General features: G+C 66.7%; 16 protein-coding genes. 6 read left to right on the top strand and 10 right to left on the bottom strand.

The window, feature by feature from the left end; all coding sequences use genetic code 11:
• The 4 genes from T331_RS20165 to T331_RS20025 all read left to right on the top strand — a co-directional run.
• Positions 1–3,645 (top strand): beta strand repeat-containing protein (locus tag T331_RS20165; protein WP_026440573.1); only part of this gene is annotated, 3,645 nt, incomplete at its 5' end.
• 11 nt (positions 3,646–3,656) lie between these two features.
• Positions 3,657–6,710 carry a CHAT domain-containing protein gene (locus tag T331_RS0114675; protein WP_026440572.1) on the top strand — a complete coding sequence of 1,018 codons (3,054 nt, stop codon included), beginning with the start codon at positions 3,657–3,659 and terminating at the stop codon, positions 6,708–6,710.
• A 16-nt stretch (positions 6,711–6,726) separates the two neighbouring features.
• The gene (locus tag T331_RS18520; RefSeq protein ID WP_155992733.1) at positions 6,727–8,529 is read left to right on the top strand and encodes a serine/threonine-protein kinase; all 1,803 of its coding nucleotides are present in this window, start codon (positions 6,727–6,729) and stop codon (positions 8,527–8,529) included.
• A gap of 148 nt (positions 8,530–8,677) precedes the next feature.
• On the top strand, positions 8,678–9,361 hold the full coding sequence (locus tag T331_RS20025) for a hypothetical protein (protein ID WP_155992732.1): 684 nt from the start codon (positions 8,678–8,680) through the stop codon (positions 9,359–9,361).
• Positions 9,362–9,539: 178 nt separating this feature from the next.
• Here the strand turns inward: T331_RS20025 and T331_RS18515 are convergent, their stop codons facing one another.
• The 10 genes from T331_RS18515 to tssA form a co-directional block, all read right to left on the bottom strand.
• Positions 9,540–10,583, bottom strand: coding sequence for a hypothetical protein (locus T331_RS18515; protein ID WP_051622405.1), 1,044 nt, complete (start codon positions 10,581–10,583; stop codon positions 9,540–9,542).
• Between the two features lie 9 nt (positions 10,584–10,592).
• Complete coding sequence (locus T331_RS0114655) at positions 10,593–11,192, bottom strand: OmpA family protein (RefSeq protein ID WP_026440570.1); 600 nt, start codon at positions 11,190–11,192, stop codon at positions 10,593–10,595.
• Between the two features lie 72 nt (positions 11,193–11,264).
• Positions 11,265–12,296: a type VI secretion system baseplate subunit TssG gene (gene tssG, locus T331_RS0114650; protein WP_026440569.1), complete on the bottom strand. Its 1,032-nt coding sequence runs from the start codon at positions 12,294–12,296 to the stop codon at positions 11,265–11,267.
• Between the two features lie 3 nt (positions 12,297–12,299).
• Positions 12,300–14,123, bottom strand: a complete 1,824-nt coding sequence (tssF, locus tag T331_RS0114645) for a type VI secretion system baseplate subunit TssF (protein ID WP_008493941.1) — start codon at positions 14,121–14,123, stop codon at positions 12,300–12,302.
• A complete protein-coding gene (tssE, locus tag T331_RS0114640) occupies positions 14,116–14,661 on the bottom strand; it encodes a type VI secretion system baseplate subunit TssE (RefSeq protein ID WP_051622404.1) in 546 nt (181 codons plus the stop codon). The genes tssF and tssE overlap by 8 nt, the downstream gene beginning before the upstream one ends.
• A complete protein-coding gene (locus tag T331_RS0114635) occupies positions 14,658–15,464 on the bottom strand; it encodes a type VI secretion system accessory protein TagJ (protein ID WP_026440567.1) in 807 nt (268 codons plus the stop codon). The genes tssE and T331_RS0114635 overlap by 4 nt, the downstream gene beginning before the upstream one ends.
• A 31-nt stretch (positions 15,465–15,495) precedes the next feature.
• Positions 15,496–16,995 (bottom strand): type VI secretion system contractile sheath large subunit, encoded by a 1,500-nt coding sequence (gene tssC, locus T331_RS0114630; RefSeq protein WP_026440566.1) that lies wholly within the window; start codon positions 16,993–16,995, stop codon positions 15,496–15,498.
• A 224-nt stretch (positions 16,996–17,219) separates the two neighbouring features.
• On the bottom strand, positions 17,220–18,710 hold the full coding sequence (tssC, locus tag T331_RS0114625; RefSeq protein WP_026440565.1) for a type VI secretion system contractile sheath large subunit: 1,491 nt from the start codon (positions 18,708–18,710) through the stop codon (positions 17,220–17,222).
• A 3-nt stretch (positions 18,711–18,713) separates the two neighbouring features.
• Positions 18,714–19,223 (bottom strand): type VI secretion system contractile sheath small subunit, encoded by a 510-nt coding sequence (gene tssB, locus T331_RS0114620; protein WP_008493936.1) that lies wholly within the window; start codon positions 19,221–19,223, stop codon positions 18,714–18,716.
• 117 nt (positions 19,224–19,340) lie between these two features.
• On the bottom strand, positions 19,341–20,438 hold the full coding sequence (gene tssA / locus T331_RS0114615) for a type VI secretion system protein TssA (protein WP_026440564.1): 1,098 nt from the start codon (positions 20,436–20,438) through the stop codon (positions 19,341–19,343).
• A gap of 284 nt (positions 20,439–20,722) precedes the next feature.
• Here tssA and tssH point away from each other — a divergent pair, with 284 nt between their 5' ends.
• The gene (gene tssH, locus T331_RS0114610) at positions 20,723–23,359 is read left to right on the top strand and encodes a type VI secretion system ATPase TssH (RefSeq protein ID WP_026440563.1); all 2,637 of its coding nucleotides are present in this window, start codon (positions 20,723–20,725) and stop codon (positions 23,357–23,359) included.
• A gap of 30 nt (positions 23,360–23,389) precedes the next feature.
• Positions 23,390–23,875, top strand: coding sequence for an Hcp family type VI secretion system effector (locus tag T331_RS0114605; RefSeq protein WP_026440562.1), 486 nt, complete (start codon positions 23,390–23,392; stop codon positions 23,873–23,875).
• Positions 23,876–23,895: the final 20 nt, after the last annotated feature.

Here is a 23,895-nt window from a genome sequence, read left to right as displayed (position 1 = left end):
ACGCTCAGCCTCCAGAGCGCCGGCGCGATCAGCCAGGGGGCAGGTGCGAAATTGAACGCCGCCAGCCTCACCGGCAGCGCTGGCACCTCCATCGCGCTGGGTGGGACCAACAGCATTGCCACGCTCGGCAGCCTGAGCGCTGGCGGGGACATGCTGATCGCCAATATCGGCACGATGACGTTGAACGGCCCGGTGAGTGCTGGCACCAGCCTGGCGCTGGTCACCGCCGGCCTGCTGGAGGGGACCGGCGGCAGCCTGGCGGCGGGGACGATCGCCATCGCCCCGTATAATGCCGGCGGGCTGGATCTCGGCGGCACCGGGCTGGCGGGGCTGCAATTATCGCAAGCCCTGGTCAGCGCCTTTGCCAGCGGCGCGGTGATCAGGCTGGGTGCCGCCGACGGCGCCACCGCCAACAGCATCCTCAGCGAGGGCGCGGTGTCCTTCGCCAATGCCCTCGTCGCGCTGAACAGCACCGGCGGGCTGACCCAGACCGGCAACCTCAGTGCTAACAATCTGGCCCTCACCGGCACCAGCCTGGCGCTGAACGGCCAGATCAACGCCACCGCGCTGAGCCTGACGGCGAGCGGCGCGATCAACCAGACCGGCGGCAACGGGCTCACCCTCTCCAGCCTCTCCGGCAGCGGGGGCAGCATCGCACTGACCGGCGGCGCCAACAGCATCGCCAGCGTCACCGGCCTGACCGCCGCCGGCGGCATCGCCATCAACGATGCCGGCGCGCTCAGCGTCGCGGGCGGGATCAGTGCCGGCAGCACCATCGCCCTCGCGGCGCCGACCCTGGATCTGGGCAACACCCTGATCAGCCCGCATGTCAGCCTGACGGCCGATACGATCAACGATGCGGGCGGCGCGATCCAGGCCGGCAACGGCACCGTGGACATCTCGCCGCTGACCGCCACCCGCACTGTGGATCTGGGCGGCGGCGCGGCGGGGCTGGATCTGTCCGGCACGCTGCTGGGGGCGATCTCGGCGGCGCGGCTGGATATCTCCACCCAAGGCGGCATCGTCGCCGATGGGGCGGCCAGCCTGTCGACGAAGCTGCTCTCCCTCTCCGCCAACGGCATAAGCTTCGCCGGCACGCTGAGCCTGCCGGGCACGCTGGCGCTGGCCAGCGGCGCCGGCATCACCTCCACCGCCGGGAATGTGCTCAGCGCCAGCCTGCTGCAGCAAGGCGGGCAGATCCTCGGCGATGTCGATCTCGGCCAGGGTACCAACAACTTCGGCATGCTCGGCAGCTTCACGCTGGGCAGCGGCGGCTTCGCCCAGAGCAGCGCCCAGACGCCCGGAAGCGGCAATTTCACCCTGGCCGACACCCAGCCACTGACCATCACCGGGCCGATTTCGACCAGCGGCGGGCTGGTGCTGCGCAGCGCCGGCGCGATCACCCAGGCCAGCGCGCTCAGCGGCCAGCAGGTCAGCCTCACCGGCAGCACCCTCACGCTGGCGGCGCCGATCACCGCCGGCATGCTGGCGCTCACCGCCAGCAATGGGGTGAGCGAGACCACCGGTTCCATCAACGCCACGCTGTTGACTGGAAATATCAGCGGCGACGCGACGCTCGATGCGGCCAGCAACAGCATCGGCACGCTGGCGAATTTCAGCGCTACCGGCACGCTGCGCCTGCGCGATGCCGGCGCCCTCAGCCAGGCCGGCGGCCTCTCCGCCGGCAATGCCATACTGACCAGCAACGGCTTGAACCTCGCCGGCAGCGTGCTGGTTCCCGGCAGCTTGCTGCTGGCCAGCACCGGCAGCGTCCTGCAAAGCGGCGGGGCGGTGAGCACGGGCACGTTGAGCAGCCTGGGGACCGTGCAGGGCGACATCATCATGGCCCAGCCGGGCAATCTGTTGCCGGTGGTGAATGATCTGGCGGCAACCGGCGCCATCGACCTGACCAGCGCCGCGGTGCTGGCGCAAACCGGCGCGCTCAGCGCCGGCACGGTGACGCTGAATGCGCCGAGCCTGGCCCTGAACGGCGTGCTCGATGCCGGCGGCGCCTTGCAGCTGAATGGCGGCAGCGCCAGCGAGGGCGGCAACGCCGCGATCACCACCGCGCTGCTGACCACCGGGACGGGCAGCCTCTCCGGCGGCGCGGTGCTCAATAACGGCGCCAACCGGATCGATCAGCTCGGCAATTTCACCGCTGTCGGCGGGCTGGCGATGGCGGATGGCACGCCGCTCGCCATCAGCGCGCCGGTGGCGCTGGGCGGCACGCTGGCGCTGTGGGATGCCAGCAGCATCACCCAGACCGGCGGCAGCATCACCGCCGCCGCCTTGACCAGCGATGGCGGCACCATCGGCGGCAACGCCCGCTTCGGCCAGCCGGGCAATCTGGTGCCGGTGCTGGGGGCGTTCGCGGCGACCGGCCTGGTGCAGCTGACCACCGGCACCCCGCTCACCCTGAGCGGCGACATCACCGCCGGGCAGGCCCTCAACCTCGCCAGCGGCGGCGCCATCGGCCAATCCGGCGGGCTGGTCAGCACGCCGGTCTTCAATGCGGTTGCCAGCGCAATCTCGCTGAGCGGCACCGCCATCACCCAGCTCGGCAATGTCACCGCGAGCGGCGATGTGAGCATCGCCAATGTCAACGAACTGGCGGGGACGCTGAGCGCGCAGAACGCCACGCTGGGCGCCGCCGGCGGCTTCACCAGCAGCGGCACCGCGCGGATCGGCAACAGCCTGAAGCTGACCGCCAACGGCGCGGTCGTGCAGACCGGCGGATCGATCAGCGCGGCGACGGCGACGATCAGCGCCCCTTCGATCACCCTCTCCGGCGCCACCGACATCACCGGCGCGCTGGCTTTGCAGGCCAGCGGCGAGATTCTGCACCTGGCGGGCAGCCTGGATGCCGGCACGCTGAGCGGCACCGCCGGCCAACTGGCGGATTTCACCGGGCCGGGCGACATCGCCACGCTGGGCAGCTTCCTGATGCCGGGCGGAACCTTCCTGCTCAATGACAGCGAGGCGCTGACGCTGCTGGGCCCGCTGGTCGCCAATGTCGCCAGCATCACCGCCAGCGGCGCGCTGACGCTGGAGGGCAACCCGGCCGGCGGCCTGTTCCTGAGCGGCTCCACCATCAGCAGCACGGCCACCCAGCCGCGCACCGGAATCGATTCCGTGCTGGTGAGCAGCGACCCGTCAATCGTCTCCACCGGGACCTTCTACATCGATTCCGGGCCAAACCTCGCCGCCTATCTCGGCAATGCCAGCCCGGTCGCGGCCCTGTTCATGCGCCTTGGCGGCAGCGGCAGCATCGCGCTGGCGCCGACCCCGGGGCTGCTCGACGCGCCGAATACCGATCTGGTCCTGGCCAGCGGACCGGCCGGGGTGATCACCGGCAATATCAACGTGCTGCATCTGGAAGTGGTGAGCGCGGCCTCGACCGACATGACCGGCTCCATCGGCAGCATCACCGGCCCGACCGCGGCCGGTAACGGCTCCGCCTTCCCCTTCCCGCAGCCGGGATACCGGTTCAATACCTGCCCGATCGGCTCGGTGAACTGCACCATCCTGCCCATTGCCGGGCTGCCGCAAGCCAGCCCGCTGCAGAATTTCGATCTCTCGCCGCGCAAGCGCAAGAAGCTGGACAAGAATGTGCCGCAGCCCGGGGTCGCGGCGCGGGATTTTTAAAAGGGCAGGCCATGAGGATTGCAGGTTTTATCCACACGCCCGCCGCCTTGGCGCTGCTGCTCACGGTGGCGGGCTGCAGCAAGCCGCCGGCCAGCGCCTATGAGCAGGCCAGCAGCACCAGCACCGGCCTGCCGGTGGGGCAGAACAGCGCCGGGGAGGGCTGCACCCTGCAAAGGCTGGCCGATGGCCGGGCTGATATTTATTGCGGCAGCTGGGACCAGCCGAGTGCGCATGTGCAGATTGGCGGCGCGGCCAGCGCGGCCACCCTGCCTGGCCTTGCCGCCAGCAGCCCGTGGCGGGCCGGGCTGGATGCCGCCTATGTCTGCGAGGCGCCGCAGCCGGCGCGAATCCTCGATGGCGTGCCGGCTGAAATTCTGCCCTGCACCCAGCGTTTCGGCGGCTGGCCCTATGTGGCGTTGGCGGCGGAGATCGACGGCAAGGTTTATTACGCTGATGGCGTGCAGCCCGCACTGCCGGCGATGCAGCGCGGCATCGGCGTGGTCAGCGGCCGGGTTCCCGCCGCCGCCGCCGGCCAGGCCGGGGTCGCGCAATCCGACCAGCTACTGGCGCAAAGGCTGGCAGCGCATGCGTTCAGCTCCGGCGATGTCGGCCAGTATGACGCGCTGATGGCGCTGGGCGCGCAGGCCAATCAGGCGGAGAATTTCCCCGCCGCGGTCATCGCCTACCGCGCCGCGCTGGCGCTGCAGCAGAAGAAGCTCGGCGCGGACAATCCCGGCACGGTGATCCCGATGCTGGCGCTGGGGCTCAACCTTTCCAACCAGGGCCTGTACGCCCAGGCCCAGGCGCAGTTCGCCACCGCCGCCGCACTGGCACCGCGCGCCAGCGACCCCACCGCGCCGGCGGTTTTGCGCTATGACGAGGCGCTGGACGCGCTCAACCAAGGGCAGAGCCAGCGCGCGCTGGCGCGGCTGCAGGAGGCCCGGCAGGCTTATGCCGCGCTGGTGCCGCCAGCCTTGCTGCAGGCGCAGCCGCAGGCCGCGCAGAATAACGCGCTGTTCTCGATCAGCGCGCCGGCGGGGGCGGATACGCTGCTGGCCGACCAGGTGACGCTGAACAGCCCGGTGACGCAGGCGGCCTTGCTCGGGGTGATCGAGTGCTGGCGCTATCAGGCGCTGGTGCTGGAGCGGATCGGCGACCGGGCCGGCAGCGACGCGGCCATCGCCAATGCCCGGCGCATCGCCAGCGCCAACGGGCTGGAACCGCCCTCCCTGGATGCGCGGCTGGACCGCACCCGCGCCGTGCTGGCCAGCGCGAACGGGCAGCCGGCGGCGGCGGCGGCGGATCTGGCCAGGGCGGCGGCCTCGTTCAACGACGCCCTGCCCGGCAGCCGGCCGGTGGCGCAGACGGATCTGCTGCGCGGCGCGGCGCTGGCGCAAAGCGGCGACACCCAGGCCGCTTTATCCGCCTGCCGTGACGGTATCGCGCTGTTGCGCAAGCTGCGCCTGGGCGGCACCGCCGGGCTGATCGGGCCATGTCTGGATGTTTACGCCAAGGCGGCCACGGATGATCCGGCCCGGGCCGGCACGCTGCATGGCGAAATGTTCGAGGCCGCCGAACTCACCCAGGGCAGCGTCACCACCCAGGAAATCGCCCAGGCGGCGGCGCGGCTGGCCTCCAGCGCCAGCGATCCGAAAGTGGCAAGCGCCATCCGCGCCCAGCAGGATGCGCAGCACCGGCTGGCCGATCTCTATCAGCAGCGCGACCAGGCGGCGCACGCGGCCAATAATGGCGCGGCGCTGGCCAGGCTGGACAAGGACATCGCCGCCGCCACCGCGCGGCTGCAACAGGCCGGGCTGGCCGAGCAGGCGGCGGCGCCGAATTACGGGCAGCTGGTGCAGCAGGTGGTACCCGCGACCGAGGTGCTGAAATTGCTGCGCCCGGATGAGGCCTTCCTCGGCATCACCACCACGCCCCGGCATAGCTGGCTGTTCTTCCTGCATGCCGGACGCGTGGACGTGGCCCAGGCGAACGAGACCGATCGCGGCATGGCGCGGCTGGTGAAGCAGGTGCGCGCCAGCATCGAACCCGGCACCAATGGTCTGCCGGCGTTCGACATGGCCGACGCGGCGACGATCTATGCCGATACGCTGGGCCCGTTCGCGGCGCAGATGGCGGGGGTGCATGATCTGGTGGTGGCGCCCTCCGGCGCGCTGCTGGCCCTGCCCTTCGCGCTGCTGCCCACCGGCCCGGCCAGCGCCACGGATCTGGCGCACGCGCCCTGGCTGATCCGCCAGACCACCCTGGCCTATGTGCCGGCCGCGGCGAATTTCGTTTCCCTACGCCGGGCCGAAGGAACGTCGGCGGCGAAGCAGCCCTGGTTCGGCTTCGGCGATTTCCGGCCGGTGAGCCTGGCCCAGGCCCAGGCGACCTACAGCCCCGCCGCCTGCCCGCAGGCCGCGGCCGAATTCGCCGGGCTGCCGCAGCTGCCTTACGCCAAGCTGGAATTGCAGGCGGCCTCGGCGATCTTCGGCGCCGGGCCGCAGGATGAGCTGCTGGGTGCCGGCTTCACCGTGCCGGATGTGGAAAAAGCGGATCTGAAGAATTTCCAGATCCTGCATTTCGCCACCCATGCGCTGCTGCCCACCGACCTGCCCTGCCAGGCGGAGCCGGCGATCGTCACCTCCGCCCCGGCGGGAGCGGCATCCGCCGACCAGGCGCAGCTGACCACCAGCGACGTGATGGGGCTGAAGCTGGATGCCAATCTCGTCGTGCTCTCCGCCTGCAATACCGGCGGCGGCGAGGAAGGCGGCGAAGCGCTCTCGGGCCTCGCGCGCAGCTTCTTCTTCGCCGGCGCGCGGGCAATGCTGGTGACGCAATGGTCGGTAAATGATCAGGTCTCGGCCTATCTGGTTGCCGATACGCTCTCGCGCCTGCATGCGGCCAGCGCCGGCGGGGCGGCGGGCAGCTTGCGGGCGGCGCAGCTGGCGCTGATCAGCGGTGCCGGCAAGGGCTTCCCGGCGCAGATCGCGGATCCGTTTTACTGGGCCGCCTTCACCGTCATCGGCGATGGCGGCGCCGAAGCTCTTTCCGGTTCCGGCAAGTGACGGCTATAACCAAACCATGACCGAAATGCTGGGCAAATACGAGCTGCGCCAGGTGCTGGGCAAGGGCGCCATGGGCACGGTGTATGAGGGCTATGACCCGATCATCGACCGGCGCGTGGCGATCAAGACCGTCAAGCTGCCGGATGCCGAGGATGTGGAAGCCCAGGAGGAGCTGGCCCGCTTCAAGCGCGAGGCGCAGGCGGCCGGGCGGCTCAGCCACCCCAACATCGTCGGTGTCTTCGATTACGGCGAAACCCCTGAAATCGCCTATATCGTCATGGAATTCGTCGACGGCACGACGCTGAAACATGTGCTGGACAAGGGCGAGCGCTTCGGCGTGCCCGAGATCGTGCGGCTGATGGAGGGGCTGATGGCCGGGCTGCAATACAGCCACGGGCGCGGCGTCGTGCATCGCGATATCAAGCCCGCCAATATCATGCTGACCCAGGCCGGCGAGGTGAAGATCGCAGATTTCGGCATCGCCCGGATCGAGAGCAGCTCGATGACCCAGGCCGGCACCATGCTGGGCACGCCCTCTTACATGTCCCCGGAACAATTCATGGGGCAGACCGTGGATGCGCGCACGGATCTCTATTCCTCGGGCGTAATGCTGTATCAGCTGCTGACCGGGGAAAAGCCGTTCGAGGGCGGGCTGACCGCGATCATGCACAAGGTGCTGCATACCGAGCCGCCGCCGCCCTCCGCGCTCTCCGTGAGCGTGACCCCAGCGCTGGATGCGGTGGTGAGAAAGGCGATGGCGAAACGGCCGGAGGACCGCTTCGCCGCGGCATCCGATTTTGCTCTGGCATTGCGTGAGGCGGCTGAGGCGAAGACCGCGGCGGTGGAGAGTTTCGGCCTTGGGGCTGAGGATTTCGGCGATGCCGAGGCGACGATGGTGGCCCCGCGCCGCCCCAGCGCCCCGGCGGCGGCAACGCCCCCGCCCGCGCCGGCACCGGTACGTACGAAAAACGGCCCGAGCCCGGCAGTGCTGGGGGGCGCCGCCGTGCTGGTGCTGGCGGTGCTGGGCGGTGGCGGATATGCGTTGTTCGGCGGCCATAAACAGGCGGCACCGCCGCCCGCTCCCGCCGTGGCGCAAGCCCCCGCGCCGGTGGCGCCGAAACCGGCCCCTGCTCCCGCCCTCACACCTGCTCAGCTGCAGGCGCGCTACAGCGCGACGCTGGGCGCTCTGCCCTGCACCCTGCTCAGCGCCAATCTGCCAACGCAAACCCTGACCGGCCTGGCCGGGGCGGGCGCGCCGCAGGCCGCGTTGAGCGGCGCCATTCAATCCCTGCCAGATCCCGGCGGCATCGTGAACCAGATCGATACCGTGGACGGGCCCTATTGCACGGCTCTGGATACGATCCGCCCGTACCACGCCTTGTTCCCCGGCAGCGATGGCGCGCTGTCCCTCGCCCTCGCCGGCGGCAAGACCCAGCTTTACAACAATGATCTGATCACCATCGACGAGACGATGCCGAATTTCAGCGGCTATCTGGAGACGGATTATTTCTCCTCCGATGGCTCGGTGCTGCATCTCTACCCCACTAGCAGCGACGCCGCGCGGCAATTCGCCGCAGGCGCCGCCAAGGGTCTCGGCGATCCGGCGCATGGCGGGGCGAGCTGGCAGGTGAGCGCGCCGTTTGGGACGGACATGATCATCTCCATCGCCTCCTCAGTGCCGCTCTTTGCCAAGCTGCGGCCGCAGGATGAGACCGCCAGCGATTATCTGCCGGCCTTACGCCAGGCGTTGCAGAATGCTGCGGCGGGGGGAGCAAAAATTTCGGTGGCGGCGATCCCGGTGGTGACGCTGGCGAAATAGCCGCGGTTTAGCCGTCGAGACTTGAAAAACATTGTCTATTTCAGAAAAACGCCAAGAGTAGAAAAAATCTTAACATACTTGAAGTTGTGCTAGACATCGTTCACTCGGTAATTCGTTTGATTTAGCGCGCTAAACAACGGGGGTGCACATGTACAAGAAACAAGATTTCGTGTCTGACTTGAACTCACTTCAAAGCCGTTACGAACGACAAATGCCCGGTTGGTACAAAAAGCGCGCAAAGCCTTGGGCAAAGGAAGTCGAACACGCATGGGCGCTTTATTGTAATGCACGTGACAATAATCTTTCCATGCTCGTTCTGGGTGGTATCGAGCTTAGAGATGACGAAGATCTGCTCGCAAATATGGGTACAACAGCCGCGGCGCCGATGCAGAATAAGTCCGGAAACACTACATTCAACGACCGCGATTCAGGCTCTAATCGAACCGGCAGTGTTTTGAAAGAAAAAGCCTGGTGGCCTCTCCAGAACGATGCATGGGTGCTGGGCGGCGTACAGGGGCTTTCTCAATTTCATCTTGCCGCTGGCTCTGTCGGCGGCGTCGTGGACGACATGCTGTGGGAAGCGAGCGCACGCCGACCGCGCGTGTTGGGTCGCGAACTTATCGGCTTGTTTAATTTTGGCTATATTCGGGTCCGCAGCCCTCATGAAGCCAAGTTAGGTATCGTTTTTGCGCCGCATAATGCTGAAGCTGCAAAAGCCTCGACATTCAAAGCATATCTAGCCGGCATCACGCAGGTCTACGCTGCTGCAAATATCCGTAATATGATGGATGTAAACGTACCGCACGCCTCATTTACGATGCCGGGCCGATAATCTAGAGTAATTTTCATCAAATAAAAAATACTCTAACTTTTTATTGGCGAGAAATTTCAATCACTTGATCTGAACCTTCCGGTTCAGATCAAGTGATTATTGCTCAAACGCGAAGGCATTATGTATTGAGATTGACGCGCTGGCGTCAAAATAAACACTTGACACTTCTTGCCATAACTTACGCTACGAAAAACCCGCCTTTGCGATAACACAAACATAACCGCCTCTGCCCCGTCACCGCCATCGCCTGCTTTGTCGGGCATGTCGGCATGTTCGCCGGCACCGGTGGCAGCGGCGCGGTGGCGAGCGGGGTGAGCCAGAAATTTGGCATGTTGGCGATGAAGCCCTGGCGCAGCTGGTCGATCTCGGCTTCGGTTTTCCCCACTGCCGCAGCGTTGAAGAAGCGCGGGTCGCGGGTGAAGATCAGATAGGCCTGGGTTTCATTCAGCATCAGCTCGGTCAGGCTGGTATCGTAGCCCTGGCGGCCGAGGAAGCCCGTGAAGGCGGCGCGGTCTGCCGGCGTCAGGCCGGCCCAGAAGCGTTCGGTGTAATGCCGGTATCCGGGAACGGTGTAGAAGGCGCCATGGGAGATTTCATGGCGCAAAATCACCGCGCGCATTTCGGGCGAGACATCGCCGCCCGCCGCCGGCAGGGTGATCAGCGCGCCATTCGCCCCCGCCCGCAGCCAGCCGAGCTGGCGCAGCAGCCGGCGCAGCCATAATTCCTCTGGATTGAGCTGGATATTCTCGGATTTCGCCAGAGCGAAGAACCGCGCCAGATCCGCCGCCTGATAATCATGGCCGTAATAATAGCTGGCGACCGTTTCGCCGCTGGCGGCGATGGCGGCGTTCAACGCGGCATCGTCCAGCAGCCGGTCATGCGGGACATTGGCTTTTTCGACGAAGGCGGCCACCCGGTCCAAAGCCTGGCCCTGGGCCAGCAGAGACGGGAAATCCACCACCACGACGGATTTGTCAGGTGCGAAATAGGTGACGATGGTCTCGCAGGGCTGGGTGGCGTCGATCTCGGCTTCGCTGGCGGTGCCGATGGCGATTGGTGCTGGCCCGCGTGCCCACCAGGCGACGCCGAACCCGGCCAGCGCCAGCATCGCGGCACCGCCGCCAAGCCCGGCCTTCAGCAGGCCGCGCCGGCGTGAAGCAATGGCCGGAGGGGCGCTCCGGATGACGATGGTATCGTCCTCGTTTCCGCCCCGCCCCCCCATGGCAGATGGTTACTGGCCGATATTGATGATTTCGACGCGCCGGTTCTGGCGGTTGGGGGTGTTCGGCGGGGTCTGCACGGCGAGATCCGCCTCGCCGACGCCGCTGGCCTGCAGGCGGGTATCAGCGACGCCGAACTTGGTCTGCAGATAGGATTTCACCGCATCGGCCCGCTGCTCGGAGAGGGTCTGGTTTTGCGGCGCGGTGCCAGTTGTGTCGGTATGGCCGACGATCTTGAAATGATAGGCGGCGAGCTGCTGGCTGGTCAGCGCCTTGCCAAGCTGATCCAAAGTGGCGCGGGCCTGCGGGGTGAGCACGGCCGAGCCGGAGGCGAAATCCACGATCAGGTTGGCCGAAGGCGCGGCCGGCATCGCCTGCGGCTTCGCGGCTGGCGCGTTCATCGCCGGCATCGCGGCCGGGCTGGCCTGCATCGCCGGGGCCGGGGCCTCGCCGGGGGCAATCGGCTTGATGCCGCGGGTGGTGTCGCTCAGCGCGCCGCTGGGCTTGAGCTGGTTGATCAGCTGTTGCGCGCTTTGCGCCAGGGCGGGCGCGGCAAAGGCGGCGCTGAGCAGCACACCAGAAAGAGCGAGTTTGAAGCTGGTTTTGCGCATGGTCTAAAACCTCCTTGATTTGAGCGGGATTGTAGCGCCAACCCTCCCGTTAGGCGAGAGCAACGATCCGGTTTACGCGGAAAGCCGCTCCACTGTTTCGGCGCTGAACAGGGTCTCGTCCACCAGAACCCGGCCTTTCAGCCCGGCGGTGGAGGAAGGCGCCCAGCTGGTCCAGCCCAGCCGCGCCGCGCCCGGCCCGCCGCCCAGGCTGAGCGGCGGGATTTCCTGCGCGTCCAGCACCAGATTGATGGCGAAATCCGCCTCCCAGCCGACATAGGCGCGGATCAGCGAAACCAAGGCGGGCAGCAAGGCTTTGTCCGGCAGCAGCGCCTCGAAGCCGGCGCGCGAGAGCGGGCCGATGCGCACGATGAAGCGCGCCTGCTGGTCCCAGGCGCGGGTGCCGATGGCGGCATCCTGCCCCAGCGCGCAGAAGGCGCCAGGGATGCGCCCGCGCGGCAGCCGGCTTTGCTGGTCCGGGGCGATCGGCAGCCAGGCGCCGGCGAATTCCCGGATTTCCACCGGCCTGCCGAGATAATCCGAGACCATGCTGGCGAGCCGGCTGGAAGAGCGCGGATGCGCGGCGAAGAAACCGGCATAATGGCGCAGCGCATCCGCCCCCACCGGCAGGCGCGGTTCCAGATGCGGCGTGCCGAAGCCGGTGAAGGCGAGCAGCCCGGCGCCGATCGGCTCCTCCACCCCGGCCTGCGCCGCCTGCTCGGCCGAGCGCGGCAGCCGGTATTTGGCGCCGGCCAGGGCGAAGCCAGAGATCAGGCGCTGCGCCAGCAGATCGAAAAAATCCAGCACGGCGCGGGATTTCTGCCGGTTGGCCTGGGCCAGCAGCTCGGTGTACCAGCGCGGCATCTCGGCCGAGGGGCCGATCAGCCCGATCAGGGTGCTGACCAGCCGGGCGCGACGGCCACCCGAGGGCGCCTGCGCCTCCAGCACCTCGGCGACCGGCTGGGCCAGGCTCGGCGGCGCGGCGAAGCGCACCGCGTCATCCTTGTGCCGGGTGCGGGCGGCCAGGCGCAACAGCCGCACCGCCGCATCGAAGCGGAACAGATGCGGGGTGGCGGCCAGGCGTTCGAGCGGGGATTTCGGCGCCATCGTCTAGAGCAGCACCTTGGCCCCGGCGCGGGGCGGAAAGCGCAGCTCCGGCTCCGGCTTGCCGCGCAGCCGCACGGATGTGCGCACGAAAGAGTTGATGCTGGCATGCAGCGCCAGGAAGCGCGCCAGCACCGCGCTCAGCAGATAGAGGCCGGAGCCCTGGAAGGCGCGCTGGTCGAATTCCAGCTCCACATCCAGCCCCCGGCAGAAGGCCCCCAGCCGCGCGCCGGGGACGCGCGCCGTGCCGGGGCGGGCGGTGACGGCGAGCAGAGCCTCGATCGCGGCGCGGGTATCGGCGGTTTCGCGCAGATCATACAGGCGCAAGATTTCCTTCAGCGCCGCCGCCCCTTCCGCGCCGCCGGTGACGGAGAGATGGCCGAGCGAGAGGTGCGAGATCAGCCGCCAGGCTTTGCGCGCCCGCCGCTCCGGGCGCAGCGTCGGCGTCGGCGGGGTGACGCAGGCCATCGCCGCGATCCCGGTATGGGGCTGCAAGGCCTTCAGCCCCGGCCTGCCGCCGCCGAAGGGCAGATCGGCCGGGAGGTCCCGGTTGAGGCAGAGCGCCTCGACGGAGAGCACGCTGTCCAGCTTCGCCTCGGGGTCGAAGCCGGCATCGAACAGCGAGATGAAACTGTCCGTGCCGCCAAGGGCGGCCGGCCCGTCCCGCCGCGCGACGAGATAGGACCCGCCCTCGCCTGGCGCCGAGGCCTCGTTACGGCTGAGCCGGTAGAAGGGCAGGAAGGGCCGGCTGGTGCCGTCCTGGCGCACCTCGCGCACGCTGGAGACACTCCAGATCTCGGTGACGCTGGCGCGCCTGGCATCCGGCAGCACGCGATATTCGGTGGTGGTATGGTCCAGCGCCACCGGCTCGCAACGCTGCGCGAAGAGATTGACCATCGGCGTGCAGCCGAGCGCGAACATATTGGCATCGACCCCGCGCTCCAGCTCGGCCGAGGTCCGGTCGAGATAGAGAAACACCTCCAGCCGGTTGCTGTCCTGCACCAGCGTCTTGGCGCCGAGCCCGGCGAGGTCCAGGAACATGAATTTTTGCGGAAAGGCGAAATATTCGCTGAGCAGGCGGAAGCCTTCGAAGCTGCGCGCCGGCCAGGGCAGCAGCGCCTCCTCCGGCGCGAAGCCGACCTCCTGCACGGCACTGGCCGGCAGCAGCACTGGCGAGAGATCCCCCGGCGTATCCGCCAGCGCGACGCCCAGCGTATGCGCGGCCAGCAGCTCGTAGAGTTGCAATGCCGCCGCCTGGCCGCCGCGCAGGAACAGGCGCAGCCTATCCATGCCGAGCTGGCTGAATTTCACATCCGGGTTCAGCGTGGTGAAGACCAGCCGCAGCACCGCCACCGCGCCATTGGCAAGCTGGTTGACCGGTGCGGTGAAGGGCAGACCGGTGAGGCGGGCACTCTCCAGCTTCACCGGCCAGAGGGTGAGCGGGCTGGTGGTGCGATAGCGGCAGCTCTGGCCGCGCACGGCTTCGGTCTCCAGCTCGAACCCGGCGGGAACCTCCACCTGGGCGGCGAGGTCCGGCTTGGCGCTGAACTGGGTGATGGCGCAGGAGGGGAACGGCGCGAGGTAGTGCGGATAGAGAATATCCAGCAGCGTGTCGGTGAGTTCCGGGAATTCATCATCCAGCCGCGCCTGGGCGCGGGCGGAGAGGAAGGCGACACCATCCAGCAGCCGCGCCACATGCGGGTCGTCCACCGTGTCCGGGCTCAGCCGCAGCCGGCCGGCGACCTTGGGGTGCGCCTGGGCGAATTCCGCCGCGAGCTGGCGGATGGCCGCCAGCTCCTGGTTGAAATAGGGCAGCAGCGTATCAGCCAATCTCGCCTCCGGCGACCGCGATGTCGGTGGTGGCGGCGTTCACCAATGTCTCGAAACTGATCGGCTCGGGGGCCGGGTCCGCCTGCAGCAGCGCGTCGATGCGGAAATGCAGCGTGGTGCTGGTTTCCTCCTTCGCCGGCACCAGCTTCACCGCCACCTGGATCAGCCGTGGCTCGAACTGGCGGATGCTGCGCTCGATCTCGCGGCGCAGCGTCTCGCGCGCGCCATCCTCCTGCATCGCGCCAGCGGTGAAATCCGGCAGGCCGAAGGTGAAGGAGGAATTGGCCAGCTCGTTGAGCCCTGAAGGCACCGAGGCGAGGCGGCGGCGGCCATTCAGCAGCGCCTCCAGATCCCGCCGCACCGCGCGGCGCAGCACGCTCAGCGCCTCGGTGGCGGAGAGCGGGCGGTCGCGCTCCATCTCCGGGGCATCGTCGAGCAGCCGGTCCAGCACCGAGAGCTTCACCCGCGCGCCGGAATCGCGCATCCGCTCGATGAAGAGATTGGCGTTGGCGCCGCGGCTGAGCGTGTCGTCGCTCATGCGGCCGGCTGGAAGCTCAGCGCGTCGAGCTGCATGATCGTCAGATCCTCTTCCCCGGCCAGGAACACACGCTGGCCGATGCCGCGCACCGGGCCTTCGCCCTCGCTCCAGCTGGTGGCGCGGCCGAGGCGGTGGGCGTCATCCGTGTCCTCGGCGGTGAAATAGAGGGCGGGGATATAGACATCGCCATCCGGCCCGGCGGTCACGCTCATCGAGCAGCGGCGCCAGGCGAGGTCGCGCGGGCGCTTGGGCGGGTGGAATTCCAGGCTCTCGATGCGCGAGACCGGGATCCAGAAATATTTGCCGGTGGTGGTCAGGGTTTCGATATAGCCGGGGATCAGGTCATCCGCGTCGCGGAAATCATCGACGCTCTGGCCGTTGACGGTGCCGGTGATGCGCGGGCGCAGCGCCTCGGCCTCCTGCGCGGCGGCGGCGGCTTCGGCCAGATTGCCCTCGCGCAGCGCCACCAGCACCTTCATCGAGGCCTGGCCGGTCGGCTCCAGATCCCCCAGCAGCTCCGGCACCCGGCCATCGCGGTAGAGCTGGCGCCGCGCGGTCTCGGCACGCAGCAGCTGGCGGAATTCCGAGACGACGACGGCAACCGAGGGGTCGAGCTGGCCGGCGGCATCCAGGATCACGTCGGCGCGTTCCAGATTGCCGGAGAACAGCAGCAGCTCAGCCAGCAGCACGCGGCGGCCGAGATCGGTGGGGGCAGCCTTCACCTCGGCATTGGCGGCGGCCAGCGCATCGGCCAGGCGGCCGGCGCGGAACAGATCGGCGGCCTGAAGGGCGGTCTCTACCATGTGCGTGATTCCATTTCAGAAATTGGGTGGGTCATGATTGGCCGGGGGCGGCCAGCTCGGTCATCAGCCGGAAGGAGACGGCGACATCGTCCAGCTGGAAATGCGGCTGCAGATGGATGGCGCAGGTGAACACGCCGGGCTTGCCCGGCACCTCTTCCACCTTCACGCTGGCATCGCGCAGCGGGTAGCGCGCCATCGTCTCCGGCCCGGCGGAGGTGTTGGAATTGGTGTAGCGCATCAGCCAGTCATGCAGGCGGCGCTGAATTTCGGGACCGGTTTTGAAGGAGCCGGTCATCTCGCGGCCCATGATCTTCACATAATGCGCGAAGCGGGCGACGCAGATGACGCTGTTGAACTGTGCGGAGAGCCGGGCATTGGCGGCGGCAACACCGGCATTGGCGCCGATATAGTTGGTGGTGGGCGTCTGCAGGCTGCGCGCGGCGCCGATCAGCGCCTCGCCGCCATAGGGTAGCGCGCAGATCGGCAGCAGCCCGGCGGCGACCAAAGCCCGCTCCTGCCGGTCGGTCAGCATCACATCCGGGGCCGGGCGGCCGAAGCCATCGGCGGGGTCGGTGGAGAACCAGGGCTCGGGCAGATCCTCGATGACGCCGCCGCCGAGACGGTCAATGTCGTAGCCGCGGATATCGGCGGGCCAGGAGAAGGTTTCGAAGGCGCGGATGACGCAGGCCGCGACCAGATAGCCCGCCGTGCTGGAAACGCGGCCGGTGCCGTCACGCAGCCGCTCCTGATAGCGAAAACCGCGATGGCGGGCGAGCGTTTCCGCCCAGGGCAGGCGCATCAGCAGGCGCGGCAGGGTGACCGCGAGAAAGCGCGAATCATCCAGCATGCCCAGGCGCTTCCAGCGCTGATACTCGGCCGAGGCCATGCTGGAGGCGGGATCAGCCACACCGCTGAGCTCGGAAAACTCGTCCACCCCGAACAGAGCCGGGGCGGCGCCGATGACCAGCGGCGCGAAGGCGGCGGCGGCAACGGCGGCGAGCGAGGAGAGAGCGGTGACATCATCGGTGATGGCGCCCGGGCCGGGGCGGTGGCGGACCTCGTAATCCGCGACCAGGAGCCCGTAGGGCTCGCCGCCGGCGATGCCGAATTCATCCTCATAGATACGGCGGAAGAGCTGGCTCTGATCGAACGCGGCGGCGCGCTCCAGATCCCGGCAGATCTCGCCCCAGCCGGCGGAGAGCACGCGCAGTTTCACCCGGCCGGAGAGCGGCAGGCGCGCGGCCAGCCAGGCGAGGCCGCGCCAGCTCCCCTCCAGCCGGCGCAGCCGGGGGTGATGCAGGATTTCGTCGAGCTGCGCGGCGATCATCGCATCCAGCTGGGCGATGTCATGGTCCAGCCGTGCCGCCAGCGCCGCGCGATCATGGATCAGGGTTTTCGCATCGGCGCCGAACCAGGTGGAGAGGGGGGAGCTTTGGCCGGCGAGCATTTCCGCCAGGCGGGTGGCGGCCTCGGCATTGGCCGCGCCGAAAAACCGGCCGTTCAGCACCGCATCGCGCAAAGGCGGCAGCACGGGGGCAGGCTCTGGGGGGTCAAGTTGGGCCGGTTCGGGGACGGGCTCAGCCTCGTCAGTCCGCATCTCGGGCAGCGTTGGGTCAGGCGCTGGTTCGGGCGCAGGCGTGGGCGGGAGGCGCCGGCTGGCGGGCCTCCAGACGATCGTCGCGTCCGGATCTTCCTCATCCCCCGTCATCACACACGCCCGTGCGCCGCGCCCGGTTCGGGCGCGGCGGTCCGGGATCAGGCCTTCTGCGGAATGCGGGCGACCATGCGCATGCTGGTCGTCAGCTCTTCCATCTGCAGCCAGGGGCGCAGATAGGCAACGGCGTTATAGGAGCCCGGCTTACCCGGAATTTCCTTCACCTCGACCTTGGCCTCGCGCAGCGGATATTTCGCCTTGGTCTCCGGCCCGGCATCCGGGTTGTCGGACACGTAGTTGGTGATCCAGCGATTCAGCCAGCGCTCGCACTCATTGGCTTCCATGAAGCTGCCGATTTTGTCGCGCGCCATCACCTTGAGGAAATGCGCGAAACGGCCGGTTGCCATGATGTAGGGCAGGCGCGCCGAGATCGCGGCATTGGCGGTGGCGTCCGGGCGGTCATATTTCTTCGGCTTCTGCACCGTCTGGCCGCCGAAGAACACGGCATAATCCGTATTCTTGTAGTGGCAGAGTGGCAGAAAGCCGAGATTGGAAAGCTCGAACTCGCGCCGGTCGGTGATGCCGACCTCGGTCGGGCATTTGCCGTCCATGTCGCCATCGTCGGACTGGAAGATGTGGGTGGGCAGGTTATCGACCTTGCCGCCGCCCTCGGCACCGCGAATGGCGACGCAGAAGCCGGATTCCGCGAAGGAATTGGTCATCCGCACGCCCATCGCGTAGGCGGCGTTCATCCAGCAATAATCCTTGTGATTCAGCGCCTGGGCGGCGCCGGTGGCATCATAAGGCGCTTCCTCATAGGCGAAATCCTCGACCGGCTTGGTCGCAGCGCCATAGGGCACGCGGGCCAGCACGCGCGGCATCACCAGCGAGACGAAGCGCGCATCCTCGGTATCGCGGAAGCCACGCCATTTGGTATATTCGGCGGTGTCGAAAATCTTCGCCAGATCGCGCGGCTTGGTCAGCTCGGTCCAGTCATCGAAGCCGAACATGCCGGCACCGGCGGCGGAGATGAAGGGCGCGAAGGAGGCGGCGGCGACGTTGGAGACCAGACGCAGCGATTCGATATCGTCCGGATGGTTGGTCCATTCATAATCGCCGATCAGCGCGCCATAGGGCTCGCCGCCCGGGGTGCCGAACTCGTTCTCGTAGATTTTCTTGAAGAGCTGGCTCTGATCGAACTCCACCGCCTTGGTCAGGTCGCGGTTCAGCTCGCGCTTGGTCATGTTGAGAACGCGGATCTTCAGACCGGTGCCGGTCTCCGAGTTCATCACCAGATGATTCAGGCCACGCCAGCTGCCTTCCAGTTTGGTGAATTTTTCATGATGCATGATGGCGTTGAGCTGCTTCGACATTTTCTGATCGATCGCGGCGATCGCCTTGTCGATCGTGCGGGTCAGGTTCTTGTCGAAGGTGACGGTGCCGGCCAGGGCCTGCTCGACCAGCGTCTTGACCAGATCCTGGGCGCGGTCCGGTTCGGTCTGCTTAGTGGCGGTGACAACCTGATCGAGGAAGCTGACGCCTTCGCTGGTGGCGCCGGTGCCGCCTTGCGGGCTGGATTGGGTCTCGGACATGGATCAGCCCTCCTTCTTGTCGAGGCCGAGCTGGCTGGACAGCCCCTTCAGCTCGGCATCGTTCTGCAGCACCTGCTCCAGCAGCGTCTCCAACTCCTCGGAACGGTCCGCCTTGCTCAGCAGGTCGCGCAGCTTGTTGCGCGTCTCCAGCAGGGATTTCAGCGCTGGCACCTGGTCGACGACGCGGGCCGGGTCGAAATCATCCATCGAGTTGAATTTCAGATTGACCGCCATCTCGCTGCCATCGTCGGCCAGCGTGTTCTCGACCTTCATGTTCAGGCCCGGCGACATGCGGGACATGATGTCGTTGAAATTGTCACGGTCGATCTGGGTGAATTTGCGCTCGGCCATCGGGCGCAGCGGCTGCGTTGGATCGCCGGAGAAATCCCCCATCACGCCGACCACGAAGGGCAGCTCGCGCTGGATTTCGGCGCCGTCGGTCTCGACTTCATAGGTAATGTGAACGCGCGGTTTGCGGACCCGGTTCAGTTTGCTGTGTACGCTGCCACTCATCTTCTAGGTCTCCCGAAAGGCTTGCGGTTCATGACAATGCAAAGCGGTGTTGTGAAAGAGGCTTTAAATCGTCTGCGGCCGCGCTGGATAAACTCAAAGGAAAGTCTTTTTAGACGTTTATTGATCGGTTTTCAGGCCAAGGCTGGTCAAAATGCTGTTGCGCACCTGATCGTCCCGCACCAGCTCGGCGATGAGTTCGGGCCAGGTGAGACGGCCACGCCGGATGGCTTCATCGATCGTGTAAGCCAGCGGCGATTGCGGTTCCGTGCGGCGGAAATACTCGGCGATTTCAGCCAAGGTTGCAAGAGCATCCTCGCGGTTGGCCAAACGTTTCGGCTTGCCGGGACCAGCCTGCGCCGCCTGCGCCCCGGCCTCGTCCGACGCCGCCTCCGGCTCATCCGCCACCGCCGCGCTCGCCGCCTCCAGCGGCGCATAACGCGTCACGAAATCGTTGATCTGGTTCAGGGCTTCGGCGATGCGGCCGGTGGGTGGGGCATCATGCCCGGCTAGCCGGTCGAAGATATCGCCCATGCCGCGCCAGGCCAGACGCGCCTCCTCCAAATCGCGTCGCAACGCAACATAAGCGCCGGGGCTGGCGGCGCGGGCGGCGGCGCGCATCGTATCGTAGGGCACCACGCCGGCGGCAATGCGCGCCTCGACACGCTTGGCGTCGGCGATCGCTTCCAGCTCAGCCGATTGCTGATACTGGAAGAACATCACCATTTCGCCGTTCGGGTCCTTGAACAACGGCAATTTCTGCAAAGGCTGGCTGAGCGTGCCCTCGCCGCCCTCGCCATTCAGGCCGGTCACCGGGGCGACGCGGGTTTCCATGCCGTCTTCGTCCGGCATCGGGAACAGATGCTCCCAGTACCGCTCCGCCAGCCCGCCCAGCAGGCTGGCGCCGAAGGCCAGCCCTGCCAAACCATGACTGCGCACCAGCGCCTCGGTCAGCCACGCCGCCGCTTCCAGATCCTTGGCCTGGGTGCTGAGAATTTCGACAGCCAGGGCGCGCACCTGGCGCCAGCCTTCCGGCGATGCCACCTCGCCCGGATTGGCATCCGCCGCGCGTTCGGCGGCGCGGGCATCGGCGCGCGCGTCGCGCAGCCGGAAGTAAGGCGAGGTCGGCGAGAAATCGCTGCGGACATCCGTTCCGGCGGGCTCATCATCGCTGATCGGCGCCAGCAAGCTTTCGAGATCCAAGCCTTCAATCGCCACGAATCTGCCCTCTTCCCCGCCCTATCGCCATCGACCATGGCGACGCTGTTGCATTATTCATCGAGGTAGTTCGGCTGGTGACGCGATATCATCAAAATTGCATCAACGAACCGGCCTTCCCCTGCTTGTATTAGCTGGACATTAACGGTAACTCAAGCTAACGAAATATTGTTAAATTAGCGCACCGTAAGATGCGCTTTGTTTCGGTATGGGCGTGTCGGATCGGCGTTTACCCTCCTGGTGAACGCTTCATTGGACGCGAGACCTTCTTGGAGGGGGACGCTTTGGTCACACTTGACCTCCGGTCGTTAATCGGTCGCCTGGATGAGCATTGCCGCCGCGCGCTGGAAGCCGCTGCCGGGCTGACAATGTCCCGCACCCATTACAATGTCGAAATCGAACATTGGCTGGTGAAACTGGCCGACGGCACGGATACCGATATCGCCGCAATCTTCCGGCAATATGAGATTGATCACGGTCGTTTCATGGCCGATCTCAACAAGGCGCTGGACAGGCTGAAAACCGGCAATTCCCGCGCCCCTGGCCTGGCGCCGGATGTGGTGGATACCGCCAAGCAGGCCTGGCTGCTCGCCTCCATCGAACAGGGGCTCTCGCGGGTGCGCTCGGGCCATGTGCTGCTGGCGCTGCTCTCGGATGAAACCCTGGCCCGGCGCGCGCGCGAGGCCTCCAGCCAGCTGCTGAAAATTCAGCCGGATGTGCTGAAGCGCGACCTGGCCACCATCACCGCCGGCAGCATCGAAGCCAGCACCCCGCTGGCCGCCGATGGCGCCGCCCCGGTGGCGGATGAAAACGGCGTGCCCCGCCCCGCTGGCAGCGGCGCGCTCGATCTTTATACTTACGACCTCACCGACCGCGCCCGGAAGGGCAAGATCGACCCGATCCTGGGCCGCGATTTCGAGATCCGGCAGGCGATCGATATTCTCACCCGCCGCCGGCAGAATAACCCGATCCTCACCGGCGAGGCCGGCGTTGGCAAAACCGCCGTGGTTGAAGGGCTGGCGTTGAAGATCGCCGCCGGCGATGTGCCGGAGGCGATGAAAGATGTGACGCTGCGCACGCTGGATCTGGCGCTGCTGCAGGCCGGTGCGGGCATGAAGGGCGAGTTTGAGCAGCGTCTCAAATCTGTCATCGACGAGGTCAAGGCCAGCCCGAAGCCGATCATCCTGTTCATCGACGAAGCGCATACGCTGATCGGTGCCGGCGGCCAGGCCGGGCAGAACGATGCCGCAAATTTGCTGAAGCCGGCGCTGGCGCGCGGCGAGCTGCGCACCGTCGCCGCCACCACCTGGGCCGAGTACAAGAAATATTTCGAGAAGGATGCGGCGCTGACGCGGCGTTTCCAGGTGGTGAAGGTAGAAGAGCCCTCCGAGCCGATGGCGATCGCGATGATCCGCGGCCTCACCGCGACACTGGAGCGGCATCACAAAACCCGCATTCTGGACGAGGCGATTTCCGAAGCGGTGCGGCTCTCGGCGCGCTTCATCCCGAGCCGGCAGCTGCCGGACAAGGCGATCAGCCTGATCGATACCGCTTGCGCGCGGGTGGCGATGAGCCAGGCCGCGATTCCGGCGCCGATCGAGGACAAACAACGGCGTATCGAGCTGATCGATACCGAAGTGTCGATCCTGGAGCGCGAGATGGCGGCGGGCGGCGCGCATGAGGCGCGCATCGCCGAGCTGGCCGAGGAGAAGGCCGGGCTGGAAGCGGCGCTGGCGGCTTTGCAGACCCGTTTCGCCGAGGAAAAGACGCTGGCGACCGAGATCGGCGCCGTGCGCGCCAAGATCGAGGATGCGGAAAACACCGAGGACAAGGCCGCGCTGAGGGCGCAGCTCAACAAGCTGCATGAAGATTTGCGGACATTGCAGGGCGAGACGCCGCTGATCTTCCCGGTGGTGGATGGCCAGGCGGTGGCGGAGATCGTCGAGAGCTGGACCGGTATTCCCGCCGGGCGCATGCAGTCCGACGAGATCAACACCGTGTTGAACCTGAAACAGGCGATGGAAGAGCGCGTCGTCGGCCAGCCGCATGCGATGGAGGCGGTGGCGCAGGCAATCCGTACCAGCCGCGCCAAGCTGACCGATCCACGCAAGCCGATCGGCGTGTTCATGATGGTTGGCACCTCCGGCACCGGCAAGACCGAGACCGCGCTGACCCTGGCCAATCTGCTCTATGGCGGCGAGCAGAACATGACCACCATCAACATGACCGAGTTCAAGGAAGAACATAAGGTCTCGCTGTTGATGGGCAGCCCGCCCGGCTATGTCGGGTATGGCGAGGGCGGTATCCTCACGGAGGCGGTGCGCCGGCGGCCTTATTCGGTGATTTTGCTCGACGAGATGGAGAAGGCGCATCCTGGCGTGCAGGATGTATTCTTCCAGGTGTTCGACAAGGGCAACATGAAGGACGGCGAAGGCCGGGATATCGACTTCAAGAACACCGTCATCATCATGACCTCGAATGCCGGCACCGATCTGATCGAGAAGCTCTTCGCTGATCCGGAGACCGCGCCGGATGCGGCCGGGCTGGCCGAGGCGCTGCGCCCGGAGCTGATGAAATATTTCAAGCCGGCCTTCCTCGGCCGGGTGACGCTGGTGCCGTATTTCCCGCTCTCCGACGAGGTGATCCGTCAGATCGTGCGGCTGCAGCTCAACAAGATTCAGAAACGCGTGAAGGAAGCCTACAAGGCCTCGTTCACCTACGCGCCGGAGCTGGTGGAAACCATCGCCGCGCGGTGCAAGGAATCCTCCTCGGGCGCGCGCAATGTAGAAAATATTCTCTCGCGCAGCCTGTTGCCGGAACTCTCCGCCGAGGTTCTGGCCCGCATGGCCGCGGGCGAGGGGATTGCAAACATCTCGGTCGGGATCGGGCCGGAGGGATCATTCTCCTACGCGCTCAGCTAAAGACTCTCTTTTCCATAACAGGAGCACGACATGGCGATTTACATCAAATATACCAACCCGACGGTGGATGGTGACGTCACCACCCAGGGCTTCGACAAGCAGATCGAGGTCAACAGCTTCCAGTGGGGAGTCGGCCGTGGCGTCGGCTCGCCGACCGGTTCGTCGGGCAACCGTGAGGCGAGCTCGCCGAGCGTTTCCGAAATCACCGTCACCAAGATGCTGGACAATGCCTCCGGTGGCCTGCTGAAAGAGGCGCTGAGCAGCGGCGGCAAGGCGAAGCTGGTAATCTCCTTCACCCGCACCGACGGCAACGGCGCTGTCGTTTATTTGGAGGTCACCCTGACCGACACGATGATCAGCGGCTACAGCCTCTCTTCCGGCGGCGACCGGCCGAGCGAGAGCGTCTCCTTCAACTTCACCAAGATCGAAGTGAAGTTCACCCCGCAGAAGGCCGACGGCACCGCCGGCTCGCCCTTCCCGGTCACCTACGATCTGGGGCTGCAGAAGCTGTCCTGATCACGACGGCCAGTGCTGTG

Origin of the sequence: Acidocella facilis ATCC 35904 (genome assembly GCF_000687875.1) — a bacterium.
GTDB lineage: Bacteria > Pseudomonadota > Alphaproteobacteria > Acetobacterales > Acetobacteraceae > Acidocella > Acidocella facilis.
This window is presented reverse-complemented; position numbering and strand designations above follow the sequence as displayed.